15 protein-coding genes and 1 pseudogene are annotated in these 14,823 nt (G+C 64.0%); 11 read left to right on the top strand and 5 right to left on the bottom strand.

What is annotated here, in order from left to right:
- The first annotated feature begins 3 nt into the window (after positions 1 to 3).
- The 5 genes from FJ970_RS24040 (at position 4) to rarD (ending at position 4,544) form a co-directional block, all read left to right on the top strand.
- Positions 4 to 495, top strand: coding sequence for a GFA family protein (locus FJ970_RS24040; RefSeq protein WP_140759306.1), 492 nt, complete (start codon positions 4 to 6; stop codon positions 493 to 495).
- Complete coding sequence (locus FJ970_RS24035; RefSeq protein ID WP_140759309.1) at positions 492 to 968, top strand: GFA family protein; 477 nt, start codon at positions 492 to 494, stop codon at positions 966 to 968. Before FJ970_RS24040 ends, FJ970_RS24035 begins: the two co-directional genes overlap by 4 nt.
- Positions 965 to 1,915 (top strand): prolyl aminopeptidase, encoded by a 951-nt coding sequence (gene pip / locus FJ970_RS24030; RefSeq protein WP_140759311.1) that lies wholly within the window; start codon positions 965 to 967, stop codon positions 1,913 to 1,915. Before FJ970_RS24035 ends, pip begins: the two co-directional genes overlap by 4 nt.
- Complete coding sequence (gene cimA / locus FJ970_RS24025; protein WP_181178636.1) at positions 1,912 to 3,534, top strand: citramalate synthase; 1,623 nt, start codon at positions 1,912 to 1,914, stop codon at positions 3,532 to 3,534. The genes pip and cimA overlap by 4 nt, the downstream gene beginning before the upstream one ends.
- A gap of 83 nt (positions 3,535 to 3,617) precedes the next feature.
- Positions 3,618 to 4,544 (top strand): EamA family transporter RarD, encoded by a 927-nt coding sequence (rarD, locus tag FJ970_RS24020; RefSeq protein ID WP_140759315.1) that lies wholly within the window; start codon positions 3,618 to 3,620, stop codon positions 4,542 to 4,544.
- Here rarD and FJ970_RS24015 read toward each other — a convergent pair.
- From FJ970_RS24015 to FJ970_RS24005, 3 genes and pseudogenes are all read right to left on the bottom strand, one after another.
- Positions 4,522 to 5,518: pseudogene (locus FJ970_RS24015) on the bottom strand (transporter). The gene rarD and the pseudogene FJ970_RS24015 sit on opposite strands and share 23 nt — an antisense overlap.
- Positions 5,519 to 5,626: 108 nt before the next feature.
- On the bottom strand, positions 5,627 to 6,409 hold the full coding sequence (locus tag FJ970_RS24010) for a glucose 1-dehydrogenase (protein WP_140759317.1): 783 nt from the start codon (positions 6,407 to 6,409) through the stop codon (positions 5,627 to 5,629).
- Positions 6,410 to 6,538: 129 nt separating this feature from the next.
- Positions 6,539 to 6,829 carry a muconolactone Delta-isomerase family protein gene (locus FJ970_RS24005; RefSeq protein WP_140759319.1) on the bottom strand — a complete coding sequence of 97 codons (291 nt, stop codon included), beginning with the start codon at positions 6,827 to 6,829 and terminating at the stop codon, positions 6,539 to 6,541.
- 116 nt (positions 6,830 to 6,945) lie between these two features.
- Here FJ970_RS24005 and FJ970_RS24000 point away from each other — a divergent pair, with 116 nt between their 5' ends.
- Positions 6,946 to 7,845 (top strand): LysR substrate-binding domain-containing protein, encoded by a 900-nt coding sequence (locus FJ970_RS24000; RefSeq protein ID WP_140759321.1) that lies wholly within the window; start codon positions 6,946 to 6,948, stop codon positions 7,843 to 7,845.
- A 61-nt stretch (positions 7,846 to 7,906) separates the two neighbouring features.
- Here the strand turns inward: FJ970_RS24000 and FJ970_RS23995 are convergent, their stop codons facing one another.
- Complete coding sequence (locus FJ970_RS23995) at positions 7,907 to 8,518, bottom strand: TIGR00730 family Rossman fold protein (RefSeq protein ID WP_140759323.1); 612 nt, start codon at positions 8,516 to 8,518, stop codon at positions 7,907 to 7,909.
- Positions 8,519 to 8,646: 128 nt separating this feature from the next.
- Here FJ970_RS23995 and FJ970_RS23990 point away from each other — a divergent pair, with 128 nt between their 5' ends.
- From FJ970_RS23990 to FJ970_RS23975, 4 genes are all read left to right on the top strand, one after another.
- Entirely contained in the window at positions 8,647 to 10,062 is a 1,416-nt protein-coding gene (locus tag FJ970_RS23990; protein WP_140759325.1) for a LysM peptidoglycan-binding domain-containing protein, read from the top strand.
- Positions 10,063 to 10,141: 79 nt separating this feature from the next.
- On the top strand, positions 10,142 to 10,489 hold the full coding sequence (locus FJ970_RS23985) for an ArsR/SmtB family transcription factor (protein WP_181178638.1): 348 nt from the start codon (positions 10,142 to 10,144) through the stop codon (positions 10,487 to 10,489).
- 25 nt (positions 10,490 to 10,514) lie between these two features.
- Complete coding sequence (locus FJ970_RS23980) at positions 10,515 to 12,398, top strand: ABCB family ABC transporter ATP-binding protein/permease (protein WP_140759327.1); 1,884 nt, start codon at positions 10,515 to 10,517, stop codon at positions 12,396 to 12,398.
- Between the two features lie 89 nt (positions 12,399 to 12,487).
- On the top strand, positions 12,488 to 12,841 hold the full coding sequence (locus tag FJ970_RS23975) for an antibiotic biosynthesis monooxygenase (RefSeq protein ID WP_181178640.1): 354 nt from the start codon (positions 12,488 to 12,490) through the stop codon (positions 12,839 to 12,841).
- A 122-nt stretch (positions 12,842 to 12,963) separates the two neighbouring features.
- Here FJ970_RS23975 and FJ970_RS23970 read toward each other — a convergent pair whose 3' ends face one another.
- Entirely contained in the window at positions 12,964 to 13,830 is an 867-nt protein-coding gene (locus tag FJ970_RS23970) for an SMP-30/gluconolactonase/LRE family protein (protein WP_140759329.1), read from the bottom strand.
- Positions 13,831 to 14,122: 292 nt separating this feature from the next.
- Here FJ970_RS23970 and FJ970_RS23965 point away from each other — a divergent pair, with 292 nt between their 5' ends.
- Positions 14,123 to 14,821, top strand: a complete 699-nt coding sequence (locus FJ970_RS23965) for a phosphatidylserine decarboxylase (protein ID WP_140759331.1) — start codon at positions 14,123 to 14,125, stop codon at positions 14,819 to 14,821.
- Positions 14,822 to 14,823 lie beyond the last annotated feature (2 nt).

The following is a 14,823-nucleotide window of genomic DNA, read 5'->3' as shown; positions in this document are numbered from 1 at the left end:
CCGATGAGCCTCGACAACCGGCCGGTCTACACCGGCGGCTGCCAATGCGGCGCTGTGCGCTTCCGCGTCGAAGGCGCGCTTGGCGACGCCTCGGTCTGCCACTGCCGCATGTGCCAGAAGGCGAGCGGCAATTTCTACCTGCCGCTGGTCTCGGTGCGCGGCGCCAAGCTCGACTGGACGCGCGGCGAGCCCAAGCGGTTCCGGTCCTCCAATGCCGCCTGGCGCGGCTTCTGCGCCGACTGCGGCACGCCGCTGACCTTCGAGGCGCCGGACGGCATGTCGCTGGCGATCGCCGCCTTCGACGATCCGGCTGGTATCGCGCCGACCATCCAATGGGGCACGGAAGCAAAACTGCCCTATGTGGATTCCATTCCACGATTGCCGGGCGAGGACACGATGGCGGATATGGGCTCGGCCCCCTATCTCGCCGAACTCGTCTCCTATCAGCACCCTGACCACGACACCGACCAATGGCCGCCGGAGGAAAGACCATGACCGAGACCGTCCGAACCGGCGGCTGCCAATGCGGCGCCGTGCGCTTCCGCATAAAGGGGGCGCTGGGACGCCCGTCCATCTGCCATTGCCGCATGTGCCAGAAACAGTTCGGCTCCTTCTTCGGCGCGCTGGTGACGGTGCCCAAGGATGGTGTCGAATGGACCCATGAGGAGCCGAGCTATTTCCAGTCGTCGGTCAACATCGATCGCGGCTTCTGCGCCCGGTGCGGCACGCCGCTGACCTACCGCCAGCCCGGCGGGCTCGAGATCGCCATCGGCGCCTTCGACGACCGCTCCGATCTGGCGCCGCGGATCCAGGTCAACTATGCGGCACGGCTACCTTGGGTGGAGACGATCTTCGACCAGCCCGTCCACCAGGATCCCGACTATTACGCGCGGCAGGAGCAGATCATCTCCTTCCAGCATCCCGATCACGAAACGGCCAACTGGCCGCAACAGGGCCTGAAACTATGAGCTTGCGCACCCTCTATCCGGAAATCGAACCGTTCGACTCGGGCATGCTTGATGTCGGTGACGGCCATAGGGTCTATTGGGAGCGGTCCGGCACCAAGGGCGCCAAGCCGGCCGTGTTCCTGCATGGCGGGCCGGGCGGCACCATCTCGCCAAAACACCGGCGGCTGTTCGATCCCAAGCTTTACGATGTCATCCTGTTCGATCAGCGCGGCTGCGGAAAGTCGACGCCGAACGCCTCGCTGGAGGCCAACACGACTTGGCATCTCGTCGCCGACATCGAACGCCTGCGCGAAATGGCCGGCTTCGATAAATGGCTGGTGTTCGGCGGCTCCTGGGGCTCGACACTGGCGCTCGCTTATGCCGAGACACATCCTGATCGCGTCAGCGAACTGGTGGTGCGCGGCATCTACACGCTGACCCGCGCCGAGCTCGAATGGTACTATCAGTTCGGCGTCTCGGAGATGTTCCCCGACAAATGGGAGCGCTTCCTGGCGCCGATCCCGCAGGCCGAGCGCGGCGACATGATGGCCGCCTACCGCAAGCGGCTGGTCGGGTCCGACCGCAAGGCGCGGATCGAGGCCGCTCGCGCCTGGAGCCTCTGGGAAGGCGAGACGATCACCCTGCTGCCGGAGCCTGAAACCAGCGGTCCGTTTGGCGAGGACGACTACGCCGTCGCCTTCGCCCGCATCGAAAACCACTATTTCGTCCATGCCGGCTGGCTGGAGGAGGGCCAGTTGCTGCGCGATGCGGGGAAGCTCAAGGACATCCCCGGCACCATCGTCCACGGCCGTTACGACATGCCGTGCCCGGCGCGCTACGCCTGGGCGCTGCACAAGGCGTGGCCGAAGGCGGACTTTCATCTGATCGAAGGCGCTGGCCACGCCTATTCCGAGCCCGGCATCCTCGACCAACTGATCCGGGCTACGGACAAGTTTGCGGGAAAATGACGATGACCCGTGAGCGCCTGTTCCTCTTCGACACCACGCTCCGCGATGGCCAGCAGACGCCGGGCATCGACTTTTCGGTCGAGGACAAGATCGCGATTGCCAAACTGCTCGACGAGTTCGGCTTCGACTATGTCGAAGGCGGTTATCCCGGCGCCAATCCGACCGATACCGCCTTCTTCCAGCAGAAACGCACGGCACGCGCGAAATTCGTCGCCTTCGGCATGACCAAGCGGGCTGGGGTTTCTGCCTCCAACGATCCGGGGCTGGCGGCACTCGTCCAGTCGAAGTCGGACGCCATCTGCTTTGTCGCCAAGAGCTGGGACTATCATGTCCGTGTGGCGCTCGGCTGCACCAACGAGGAGAACCTCGAGTCTATAAAGGCTTCCGTCGAGGCATCCGTCGCTTCGGGCAAGGAAGCAATGGTCGACTGCGAGCATTTCTTCGACGGCTTCAAGGCCAACCCGGACTATGCGGTGGCCTGCGCCAAGACCGCCTATGATGCGGGCGCGCGCTGGGTTGTGCTTTGCGACACGAATGGCGGCACGCAGCCCTCGGAAGTGCGGGCAGTTGTTGAAAAGGTCATCGCCGCGGGCATTCCGGGCGGGCATCTCGGCATCCACGCCCATGATGACACCGGCCAGGCGGTGGCCAATTCCCTTGCCGCCGTCGAGGCTGGCGTACGCCAGATCCAGGGCACGCTGAACGGCATCGGCGAACGTTGCGGCAACGCCAATCTGATCTCGATCGTGCCGACACTGGCGCTGAAGCCGGCTTTCGCCGACCGCTTCGAGACTGGAATTTCAGCCGAAGTGCTAACCGGCATCTCCAGGCTGTCCCGCGCCTTCGACGAATTGCTGAACCGCGCCCCGGAAGCGCAGGCGCCCTATGTCGGTTCTTCCGCCTTTGCCACCAAGGCCGGCATCCATGCTTCGGCGCTGGCCAAGGAGCCGGCGACCTATGAGCACGTGCCGCCGGAATCGGTCGGCAATCGCCGCCGCGTCATGGTCTCCGACCAGGGCGGCAAGGCCAATTTCCTCGCCGAGTTGAAGCGGCGCGGCATCGATGTGCCGAAAGACGACCACCGGCTCGATGCCCTGATATCCGTGGTCAAGGAGCGCGAGGCGTCGGGCTATGCCTATGAGGGCGCCGACGCCTCCTTCGAACTCCTGGCGCGCAAGATGTTGCATGGCTTGCCCGAGTTCTTCCACGTCACCTCGTTCCGCTGCATGATCGAGCGCCGCTTCGATGCCAATGGCCAGTTGAAGACGGTGTCGGAAGCGGTGGTCAAGGTGCTGGTCGAGGGCGAGGAGAAGATGTCGGTGGCCGAGGGCCATGGCCCCGTCAACGCGCTCGACATCGCGCTGCGCAAGGATCTCGGCAGATACCAGAACGAGATCTCCGATCTCGAACTCGCCGACTTCAAGGTGCGGATCCTCAATGGCGGTACCGAGGCGATCACCCGCGTTCTCATCGAATCGCATGACGGTACCGGCGCCCGCTGGTGGACGGTCGGCGTCTCCGAAAACATCATCGACGCCTCGTTTCAGGCGCTGATGGATTCGATCATCTACAAGCTGATGAAGAATCGCGAGATGGCGGGGCTGGTGGCGGCGGAGTAAGCTTGAACCATCAGCGAAAGTCCATTGATCCATCAGAACTTTGCGATGGTCTTGCCAAGGTTACTGGGCCATAGCGTTGGGCCATGGCCGCTGAAGCAATTATCTCCGATGCAGATTCCAAAGCCCGCCGCGGCTTCCTGCTGGCGCTGGGTGCCTATCTCTTGTGGGGGTTGCTGCCCTTCTACATGAAGGCGGTGGCGCATCTGCCGCTCGCCGAGGTCATCGCACATCGCATCGTCTGGTCGGTGCCGATTGCCGCGGCGGTCCTGATCTGGGCCGGCCGCACGGCGGACTTCAAGGCGGCAATCCGTTCGCCCCGCACCATCGCCATGGCGGCGCTGACGGCGGCGCTGATCTCGGTCAACTGGGGCATCTATGTCTGGGCGATCGCCGTCGATCGCACGGTCGAGACCGCGCTGGGCTATTACATCAACCCGCTGGTCAGCGTCGTCGTCGGCGCGCTGCTGCTCGGCGAGCGGCTCGACCGGCTGCAGATCGCGGCGGTGGCACTTGCTGCGGTCGCCGTCGCCGTGCTGACGATCGAGGGCGGCAAGCTGCCCTGGGTGTCGCTGGCATTGGCATTTTCCTTCGCCGCCTACGGTTTCTTCCGCAAGACGCTGCCGATCGGTCCCAGCCAGGGTTTCCTGCTCGAAGTGCTTTTGCTGTCGGTGCCGGCGCTGGGCTACATCATCTTCCTGATCGCCACCGGGCAAGATCATTTCGTCTCCAGCAACGGCAGCGACACCGCGCTGCTCATCGGCTGCGGGCCGGTGACCGCCGTGCCGCTGCTGCTGTTCGCCTTCGGCGCCAAGCTGCTGCGCCTCTCGACCATCGGCATCATGCAGTACATAGCGCCGACCATGGTGTTCCTGATTGCCGTACTGATCTTCGACGAGCCGTTCGGCACCACGCAGGCCATCGCTTTTGCCTTGATCTGGGCGGCGCTTGCGGTCTATTCCTGGTCCATGCTGGCGACGGCGCGCCGGGCTACATCTGTCCGATCCGCCTGACGAAAAGATAGGTCACGCCCGCGATCAGCAGCGATACGGCGGTGACCACCCAGAAGCCCAAAGGGGCGTTGACCAGCGGCAATCCGCCGACATTCATGCCGAACAGGCCCGAGATGATGGTCATCGGCAACAGCACCGCCGTCATCACCGACAGCACGTAAAGCAGCCGGTTCGACTGCGTCGTCAGCTTGGCCATCAGCTCGTCCTGCAGCAGCCGCGTGCGCGCCTGCAACTGCTCGCCATCATAGTGCAGCGTCTGGGCGCGGTGTGACAGCCGCGCCGCCATGTCGTTGATCGAATCCGGCAAGTCGTTGCGGTGTGAATGGTCGAGATGGCGAAACAGATTGGTCAGCGTCGCCATCTGCCGATGGATGACCACCAGGTGCCGGCGTGCATCGACCAGCGCCTGCCGCTCATTGTGCCATGCGTCGCAGACGATACGGTCCTCGATGCCGTCGAGACTGTCGCTGAGTGTCGCGAGTTCCGCCGCCATTCCGTCGAACGACTGGCCGACGACAGCCTCGATCAGTTCGGCCGGAGAGCGGAATTTGCGCGATCCGTTCTCGATCGCCTTGCGGATGTTGTCGACCGATTGCAGCGGTTGCTTGCGGGCGCCGACCAGCATCGTATCGTTGAGGGCGAAGCGGAAATGACCAAGCCCGCCTGCTTCCGCCGAATAGTCGTGGCGCAGGTCCGGCAGATCGCCATAGAGCCAGTCATCCTCGAGGTCGATATGGCAGCCATGGCTGGCGCTCAGGAAAGCTTCGCGCACCTGCGCCGGCAAGGCCTGATCGGCGCCGATCTCGTGGCGGGCGCGCATGTCGGAAAGCTGGTAGCTGCGCCATGTCCAGTGCGCGGCGGCGGCATCCCTGGTGCGCGCGCCCTCGGTGGTAAAGTTTGGTGAAGAACAGCCCGTGCTCATCGGGCAGGTAAGGCGACAGGTCGGTGCCTTCGGAGGGGATGGCGATGTTCATGGCGGCTTCGCCGGTCACTGATGCAGTGGGGGTCGCGGGAGCGGCCAAGCGCGATTTCTAGCATGGCATCCCCGATTTAGTGTGACTGTTTCGTGACGGCACGCCTTCCTAAAGGACGCTGGTGATCCCGCCATCCACCAGCAGTGTCTGTCCGCTCACGAAACTGGCGGCGTCGGACGCCAGGAACACGGCGGCGCCCGCGAGCTCCCGCACCTCGCCCCAGCGCCGCATCGGCGTGCGGCCGGTCAGCCAGGCGGAGAATGTCTCGTCGGCGACCAGCGCAGAGTTGAGTTCGGTCTTGAAATAGCCCGGCGCGATGGCGTTGACGCGCACGCCGTGCTGGCCCCATTCGCCGGCCATCGACTTGGTCAGCATGGTGATGGCGCCCTTGCTCGCCGCGTAAGGCGCGATCGAGGGCCGCGCGAGCACGCTCTGCACCGAGGAGACATTGATGATCGCCCCCCTTTGGCGAGCGATCATACCCTTCACGACGGCCCGGCTCACCTTGAACACGCCGTCCAGGTTGGTGGCCATAAGCGTGTCCCAGTCGGCGTCACTGAAGGTCTCCAGCGGTGCTCGTCGCTGGACGCCGGCATTGTTGACCAGGATGTCGATCGGTGCGGTGCCGGTTTCCGCCGCCGCGATCGCGCTGTCGACCGACCTTGTGTCGGTCACGTCGATCACCGCTTCCGCAATCGAATGGCCCGCGGCGCGCAGCCTGTCTGCGGCCGCTTTCAGATCGTCGGCCTTGCGGCCGCCGATCGTGACGCGCGCGCCGGCGCTCGCAAGCGCCTCCGCGAAGGCCACGCCCAGGCCGCGGCTGGCGCCGGTGATGAAGGCATGCTTGCCCTCGAGGCCGAACAGGCGGCCGAGATAGTCAGTCGAATGCAATTTGCACCTTCATCGATTGCGATTTGTCGCTCGCCAGCCTGAAGGCTCGTCTGGCCTCGGCAAAGCGGCAGCATCAGCGTGCCGCGTGGCTTGATGACATGCAAGGCGCTTTTGTCGCGGCCGTCAGTCTCAGCGCTTCGGCCCAAAGCCGGGATAGGGGTTGAGCGGCACGACCGCGGCAATGTCCATCATGCCGGCCTTGACCAGCGGCAAGGTGGCGAGGTGGCCGCGCACATCGGCGTCGCTGCCGGCTTCGAACATCATGCCGCTGCCGGGAATGTCGCCGCGGTTCCAGATCTGACGCACGGCGCCTTCGGCATAGAGGGTGCGGCGCTGCTCGGCTTCGCCAGGCAGAAGGGGCGTGAAGTCGGCGTCGGTGAACTTTTCGGTGTTGCGGGTGAGAAGGGCAAGGAACTGCATTTCGGTCTCCTGTCGTGGGGGGATGACAGGAGGTATCGCGCCGACTGGTAAGACTGTCCAAGACTGATTAGGCTAAAGTTGAGACCTGAGAGGACTTGGGTGTCGAGGAGCTAAAAATGTTCGACCTACGCCAGATCAGATATTTCGTCACTGTCGCCGAAACCGGCAATGTCGGTCGAGCCGCCGAACTGCTGCATATCTCGCAATCGCCGCTCAGCCGGCAGATCATGCAACTGGAGCAACAGCTTGGTGTCCCTCTGTTCGAGCGGGCAAAGCAGCGTGTTCATCTCAATGCCGAGGGTCGCGCCTTCCTGACCGAAGCCCGTGCCTTGCTGTCGAATGCGCGCCGGCTGGAGGAACTTGGCCGCAATCTGGCCAGCGGTGCCACGGGGCGTCTTGCCGTCGGCTATGTCGAGGGTGCGGTCCATGCCGGGCTTGTCGCCGGCATGCTGCGTCAGTTCCGCCGTGACCGGCCGGATTTTCATCTGCAGTTGATAAGCATGCGCTCGGCGGCGCAGATGGAGGGGCTTCGGCAGCGGTCGCTGGATCTCGGTTTGGTGTACGCCCCCGCGACGGCCGACGATCCTGATATCGCCAGCACGCCGCTACGCCACGAGCCGCTGGTGCTGGCCATTCCCGAAGGCGATCCGCTCGCCGATGTGGCCGATATCCAGCCACGTCATCTCGACGGCCGCGTCTGGATCACCGTGGTGCGCCAGCCCGACGATACCAATCGTGGCCAGTTCCTAGCAGCCTGCGCAGAGGCTGGCTTTACGCCCGATATCGCTTACGAGACGGCGGACCCGCTGACCTCGCTCGGGCTTGTCAGCGCCGGCCTTGGTCTCGCCACCGTGCAGGCAAGCCTGCGCACTGCCGCGCCGCCTTCGATCCTGTTCCGCGACATGCCATGGTTTGGGCGCATGGTTTCCATCCACCTCGCCTGGCGGCGACAGGACCGGCGCGCGGTGATCGCCGACCTGCGGGAGGCTGCCCGGAGGGAGGGAGTAGGGGAGTAGGGGAGTAGGGGAAAAGTGTACACGCCGGAGACTGCAAACCTACTACCATACTCCCGTAACTCTACATCTTGTCGATCACCGACTGGACGCCTTCCGTCGGCGCGTCGACCGAGGACCCGGCCACCATGATGGCGGCGACGATTGCCTCCGGATCGTTGACGACCAGCGGCTTGACCCGTTGCGCCGTGTGAATGAAGCCCTCCGCCGCCATGTGGTCAAGCATCGCCGTCATCGGGTCCCAGAATCCGTTGATATTGCCGAAGACGATCGGCTTGCGGTGATGGCCGAGTTGCGCCCAGGTCATGATCTCGACGATCTCCTCGACTGTGCCGATGCCACCGGGCAGCGCCACAAAGGCGTCGGATTTCTCGAACATCTTGTGTTTGCGCTCGTGCATGTTGTCGGTGATCAGCAACTCGTCGAGCCGGTCAAGCGCGGTTTCGGTTGCTTCCTTGTTGATGAGGAAGCGCGGGATGATGCCCGTCACCTTGCCGCCGGCCTTGAGCGCGCCTTCGGCGACGGCGCCCATGATGCCTTTGGTGCCGCCGCCATAGACCAGCCGCAGTCCTGACTTGGCAATTGAGCGTCCAAGCAGGTGACCGGCCTTGACATAGATTTCATCGCGGCCCGGAGACGAGCCGCAATAGACGCAGACGGATCGAATCGTGTTCATACCGATGATTGGTGATTGGGTCTGAAAGCGCGGTCAAGCCCCAAGGGCTGAGAAGGCCGGGCTTTTTCTTGTCGGTCATGGCAAAACACGCTAGACCGGCGTTAGGTGGCTAAGGGGCAGGGAAGTACATGGCGATCAATCCATTGAAGGCGTTCTTGTTCGCGGCGGGTGGGATCGTCGCGGCAGCGGGAACCGCCTATGTATCGGGCGCACTCGACCCGTATCTTCATCGCACGCCGCCGGCGGAAGTCGCGGCGTTGACGCCGCCCGCGACGCCGAAGCCGGCCGATCCGGGCACGGAAGGGCGCCTGCCGGCTCCGGCGGTGCCGGCCGCTCCGGCCACGGCACCCCAGGCAACAGCCCCGGCAGCGCCCGCAACCGATGCGGCGGCGCCTGCGGCGCCCGCGACGGCGGGTCCGATCGCCCCGACTTTCGACGTCGTGCGCGTCGAGGGCAACGGCTCGATCGTCATTGCCGGCAACGCGGCGCCCAACTCGAAGGTCGAAATCCTCAACGGCACGACGGTGATCGGCTCCACGGTGGCTGGTCCCGATGGCGCCTTTGTCATCGTGCTCGACGATCCGCTGAAGCCCGGCGACTATACAATCGCCTTGCGTTCGACGGTCGGCACGGTCGTGACCGCCTCGGCGCAGACCGCCGTGGTCTCGGTGCCGGCGAATGCGGCTGGCCAGGTGCTGGCCATGGTCGAGGAGCCAGGCAAACCGGCCGAACTGCTGACGGTCCCGGCGCCCGAGACAAAGCCTGCGCCGGCAACCGGCGACCAGGCTGCCGCTCCAGCGCCCGCCGTGCCGGCGGCGACCGCGCCAGGCGTGGTTGAAGCAAAGCCAGCTCCGGCGGCACCGGCCGCGCCCGCTGTGACCGAACCCAAGATCGTCGTCGAGGCGGTCGAGATCGAAGGCAACAAGATCTTTGTCGCCGGCCTCGCCGATCCGGGCCGCAAGGTGCGCGCCTATGCCAACGACATTCCGCTCGGTGACGCACAGACGTCGTCGGACGGCCATTTCCTGGTCGAGGCGACGCGCGACATTCCGGTCGGCAGCTACACCATCCACGTCGACGGCCTCGATGCCGACGGCGTGAAGGTGGTGGCTCGTGCCGCAGTGCCCTTCGAGCGCGAGGCGGGCGAGGCGGTCGCCGCCGTTGCACCCGCCGGGACCAAGCCGGCCGAGACCAAGCCTGCGGCCGCCGCTGCTCCGGCGGGGACCGCACCGGCCGCCGATGCCTCGGCCGTCGTCGCGGCAGCCACGCCGCCAAGCGACGTGCCTGAAATCGTGTCGCCCAAGCTCGAACATGCCGACGGCGCGGTCATTATTCGTCGCAATGATACGTTGTGGCGGATTTCACGGCGCGTCTATGGTCACGGCACGCGCTACTCCACCATATACCTCGCCAACCAGGACCAGATCAGGAATCCGAACCGCATCTGGCCGGGGCAGGTGTTCAAAGTCCCGGAAAAGTCGAAGGAAGGCGAAGCCGCCGACTTCAAGGCGATGGGTGAACACGCGACCACGAAGACGGAATAGAGAGAGACCGGCAATTCCGGCGATCTACCCATCGGCCTAGCTTGCCCTGTCATCGGTCATCGTCTATCGCCGATGAACGATGACAGAGTGCATCCCCATACCAGACCACGCCGTCTCGGCACTGTCCGTCTGCATGCCGGACAGCCGCGCTGTCGCGGCGCGGTTCGCAGCACTTTCGCATCCGGCGCGGATCGAGATACTGAAGCATCTGTCCGCCAGCAATTCCTGCTGCTGCCGTGAGGTCGTCGACCATTTCGATCTGGCGCAGTCGACCATCTCCCAGCATCTGAAGATATTGGTCGAGGCCGGCCTGGTTCGGTTCGAGCCCGATCGTCAACGATCGCGCTATGCTGTCGATCGCGCGGCACTTGCCGATGTATCGGCATCACTGAGCGCACTCATCAATTCCTGCTGCTCCGGCCGCTGACCCTCTCATCCAAAAGGCAAGAAAAGTGGCCGAAAAAACCGTATCCGCCGACACCTCGACACTCACGACATTGCGCAATCTCTGGCCCTATATGTGGCCGGCCGACCGCGCCGACCTGAGGGCACGGGTGACCTGGGCGACGCTGCTGCTGGTCGTGGCCAAGGTGACGCTGGTCGCCGGTCCCTATTTCTTCAAATGGGCAACCGATGCGCTGGCGGGAGGTTTCAAAACGCCTCCGCCGCTGCCGTCGTTCATGCTTGCCCCGGTGATGCTGGTCATTGCCTATAATGTACTGAGGCTCGTCCAGCTCGGCTTCAACCAGCTGCGCGACGCGCTGTTTGCCCGCGTCGGCCAGCATGCGGTGCGTCAGCTTGCCTTCCGCACGTTCGTGCACATGCATCAGCTGTCGTTGCGCTTCCACCTGGAGCGCCGCACCGGCGGCCTGTCGCGCATCATTGAGCGCGGCACCAAGGGCATCGAGACGATCGTGCGCTTCATCATGCTCAACACGGCGCCGACGATCCTCGAATTCGCGCTGACCGCCGGCATATTCGGCTTCACCTATGGCTGGAAATATGTGGCCGTGGTGGCGATCACCGTCTGCGTCTACGTCTGGTTCACCGTCAAGGCGAGCGACTGGCGCATCTCGATCCGCCGCGACATGAACGACAGCGACACCGACGCCAACACCAAGGCGATCGACTCGCTGCTCAATTTCGAGACGGTCAAATATTTCACCAATGAGCGCATGGAGGCCGAGCGCTTCGACCGCTCTATGGCGCGTTACGAGATCGCCGCCACGAAGACCTGGACCTCGCTCGGCTGGCTGAACTTTGGCCAGGGCTTCATCTTCGGTGTCGGCACGGTCGTCGTCATGTGCATGTCGGCGCTGGAGGTGCAGGCCGGCACCCAGAGCGTCGGCGATTTCGTTTTCATCAATGCCATGCTGGTGCAGCTTTCCGTGCCGCTCAACTTCATCGGCTTCATCTATCGCGAAATCCGGCAAGGGTTGACCGACATCGAGCACATGTTCGACCTGCTCGACGTGCCGCAGGAGATCATCGACAAGCCCAGCGCTAAGCCGCTGTCCGTCGGTGCCGGCAAGGTCGAGTTCCGAGACGTCCACTTTTCCTATGATCCGAACCGCAAGATCCTGAAGGGCGTCTCCTTCGAAGTGCCGGCCGGCAAGACGGTTGCCATTGTCGGGCCGTCGGGCGCGGGCAAGTCGACCATCTCGCGGCTGCTGTTCCGCTTCTACGACGTACAGGGTGGTCAGGTGCTGATCGACGGCCAGGATATCAGGGATGTGACGCAGGACAGCCTGCGCGCGGTGCTCGGCATGGTGCCGCAGGACACCGTGCTGTTCAACGACACCATCGCCTACAACATCCGCTACGGCCGTGTCAGCGCCGGCGAGGAAGAGGTGCGCAAGGCCGCCGAACTCGCCCAGATCGGACCGTTCATCGAGAAGCTGCCCGACGGCTACAAGTCGATGGTCGGCGAGCGCGGGCTGAAGCTCTCCGGTGGCGAGAAGCAACGCGTGGCGATCGCCCGCACCATCCTGAAGGCGCCGCCGATCCTGATGCTCGACGAAGCCACTTCGGCGCTCGACAGCCACACCGAGCAGGAGATCCAGGCCGCGCTCGACCTGGTCAGCAAGGGCCGCACCACCATCGTCATCGCCCACCGCCTGTCGACGGTGATTTCGGCCGACGAGATCATCGTGCTCAAGGATGGTCAGATCGCCGAGCGCGGCACCCATGTCGAGCTGATGCGAAAGCACGGCCTCTACGCCTCGATGTGGGACCGCCAGCGCGAGGCGACCGAAGCCGAGGAGCGGCTGCGCATTGCCCGCGAAAGCGACGAACTGGGTGTCGTCGTGCGCCGGCGCACGTCGGAGATGTCGTAGCTCATAAAAAGCCACTTGACCTCAACTTAAGTTGAGATTGTAGACCGTGCCCGAGAGCCGAAAAACAGCATCCTCGAGGACGGAATCAAATGGATATCAGCGTTACGGATCAAAGTGTTAATGGCGGAAGCGTGTTTAGGGTCGACAAGTTCGTCGTGCCCGCCAATGCTCGCGATGAGATCCTCGCAAAGGTGAAGATGACGCATGAGTTGCTGCGTCTGCAGCAAGGCTTCGTCCAGGATTTCCTGCTCGAGCAATTCTCCGGACCGGGGGAATTCAACCTCGTCACCATCGTCGAATGGGAAAGCCAGGCCGCCGTCGACAATGTGGTGCCGATCGTCAAGGCGGCGCACGAGCGCATAGCCTTCAACCCGCAGGAGACGATCGCCCGGCTCGGAGTGCGGGCTGATATCGCCAACTATCAGCGCGTGCCTGGACTCTAGAGCGGTTCAGTGTCTGATAGAGTCGCCGAACCGCTCTAGCTCTTTGTTTTCACGCAATTCCCTAGGGAAAGCGCTACGCGCTTTTCCCGGGAAAACCGCTGCGCACTTTTCCTGGAATTGCCCTAGCCAGGCCAGCCCACGCCCAGTGCCGGCGCTTCAATGGCGAGCACCTGGCCGGTGCGGGCGTCGCTTGTCATATGCTCGAAGCCGCGCCACTCGGCGGCGGTGATGAACAGCGTTTTCCTGCCCGCACCGCCCAGCATGCAGGCAAAGCAGCCGCGATCGGCGATGACGGTCTGCAAGACGTCACCGCCTTCGCGCACCCGCACGCAGTGCTTGTTGGGAACATCCGCGTACCAGACAGTCCCTTCGGCATCGAGGCAGATGCCGTCGGGATATCCGTCGAGTTCAGCCCAGATGCGTCGGTTGGACAAGGAGCCGTCGGCGGCGATGTCGAAAGCGGTCAGCCTGTTGGCGTGGGATTCGGCGATGATCAGCGTCTTGTTGTCAGGGGTCACCGCCATGCCGTTGGCGAAGGCGATGGTGTCCGCCACTTGCCTGACCTTTCCATCCGGTGTGACCAAGACGATGGTGCCGGGGCCGAAATGCTGGCCGGCCGCCGGAGCCGGCCCGCCGCCATTGACATAGATGTTGCCCCGCCCATCGACGACGATCTCGTTCCATGGGCTCTTGGACAGGCCGCGCAGATCGGCGTGGGTGACGAGCGAGCCATCGGCTTCCCGCCGCAACAGCAGGCCCTCGCGGCCTGAGACAACCAGCAGACGACCATCCGGCAGCCAGTCGATGGAGTAGGGCAGCACAGCCGGAACCCTGAGCATGATCTCGCTGTTGCCGTGCGCATCGACGGCAATGATCTCGCCGGTGCCCCAGTTGCAGACCCACAGGCGTCCATCATGCCAACGCGGCGATTCGCCGAAGGCGAGACCTTCCATGACGATATGCGCTTTGTTGCCGGATGATATTCGCATGATCAGGAACCTCCGTTGCGCGCGTCATCAGCCCTGTGATGAGGCGCTTCTCACCAAGGACGGGCGAGAAGACGATTTGCCGACAGCGGGCTTAATGTTTTTCGCTCACGAAGAAACACTCCATCGGCGTGACCGTTGGCGCCGCATGATGGCGGGTCTCAATTGCCATCCTTGTTGACAAGCGCCTCGCCATCGCGGCGGAAGCTGAAGACAAACCCGCGCCGCCCATTGTCGCGTTGCGGGCAGGGGGTGTTTCGGCTATTGAGGCCGGACCTGAAACAGGGACCGCCCCATGAGCCTTGTCGACACGGTCAAGAACGCGTTCGTACCGATCCATCGCGAAGGTTATCCCTTCATCGCCGCCTTTGGCGCGGCGACGCCGTTCCTCGGCTATTTCTCCTCGATCCTCTTCTGGATCGGCCTGATCCTGACCGCCTGGTGCGTCTATTTCTTCCGCGATCCCGAGCGCGTCACGCCCGTCGATGATCGTCTCGTGGTGAGCCCCGCCGATGGCATCATCTCGGCGGTGGGACCTGCCGTGCCACCGCGCGAGCTTAGCCTCGGCAATGTCGAGATGACCCGCATCTCCGTGTTCATGAACGTCTTTTCCTGCCACGTGAACCGCTCTCCGGTGCGCGGCCGCATTGCCAAGATCGAGCATCGCCCCGGAAAGTTCCTCAATGCCGAGCTGGACAAGGCGAGCACCGAAAATGAGCGCAACGGCCTTGTCATCGAGAGCCCCAACGGCACGGTGGCGGCAGTCCAGATCGCCGGACTGGTGGCGCGCCGCATTGTCTGCTGGACCGAGGCCGGCGCTTCGATCGGCACAGGCGAGCGTTTCGGCCTGATCCGTTTCGGCTCGCGCGTCGACGTATTCCTGCCTTTGACCGCCACGCCGCGCGTTGCCGTTGGCCAGACCGCGGTCGGCGGCGAAACGGTGCTGGCCGAATTCGGCGGGATCGCCGGCACGCCCCTCGTGCGGATTTCCTGACG

The organism is Mesorhizobium sp. B2-1-8 (assembly GCF_006442545.2).
GTDB lineage: Bacteria > Pseudomonadota > Alphaproteobacteria > Rhizobiales > Rhizobiaceae > Mesorhizobium.
Note: the sequence above shows the minus strand (reverse complement) of the source record. Positions and strands in the feature narration are given on the sequence as shown.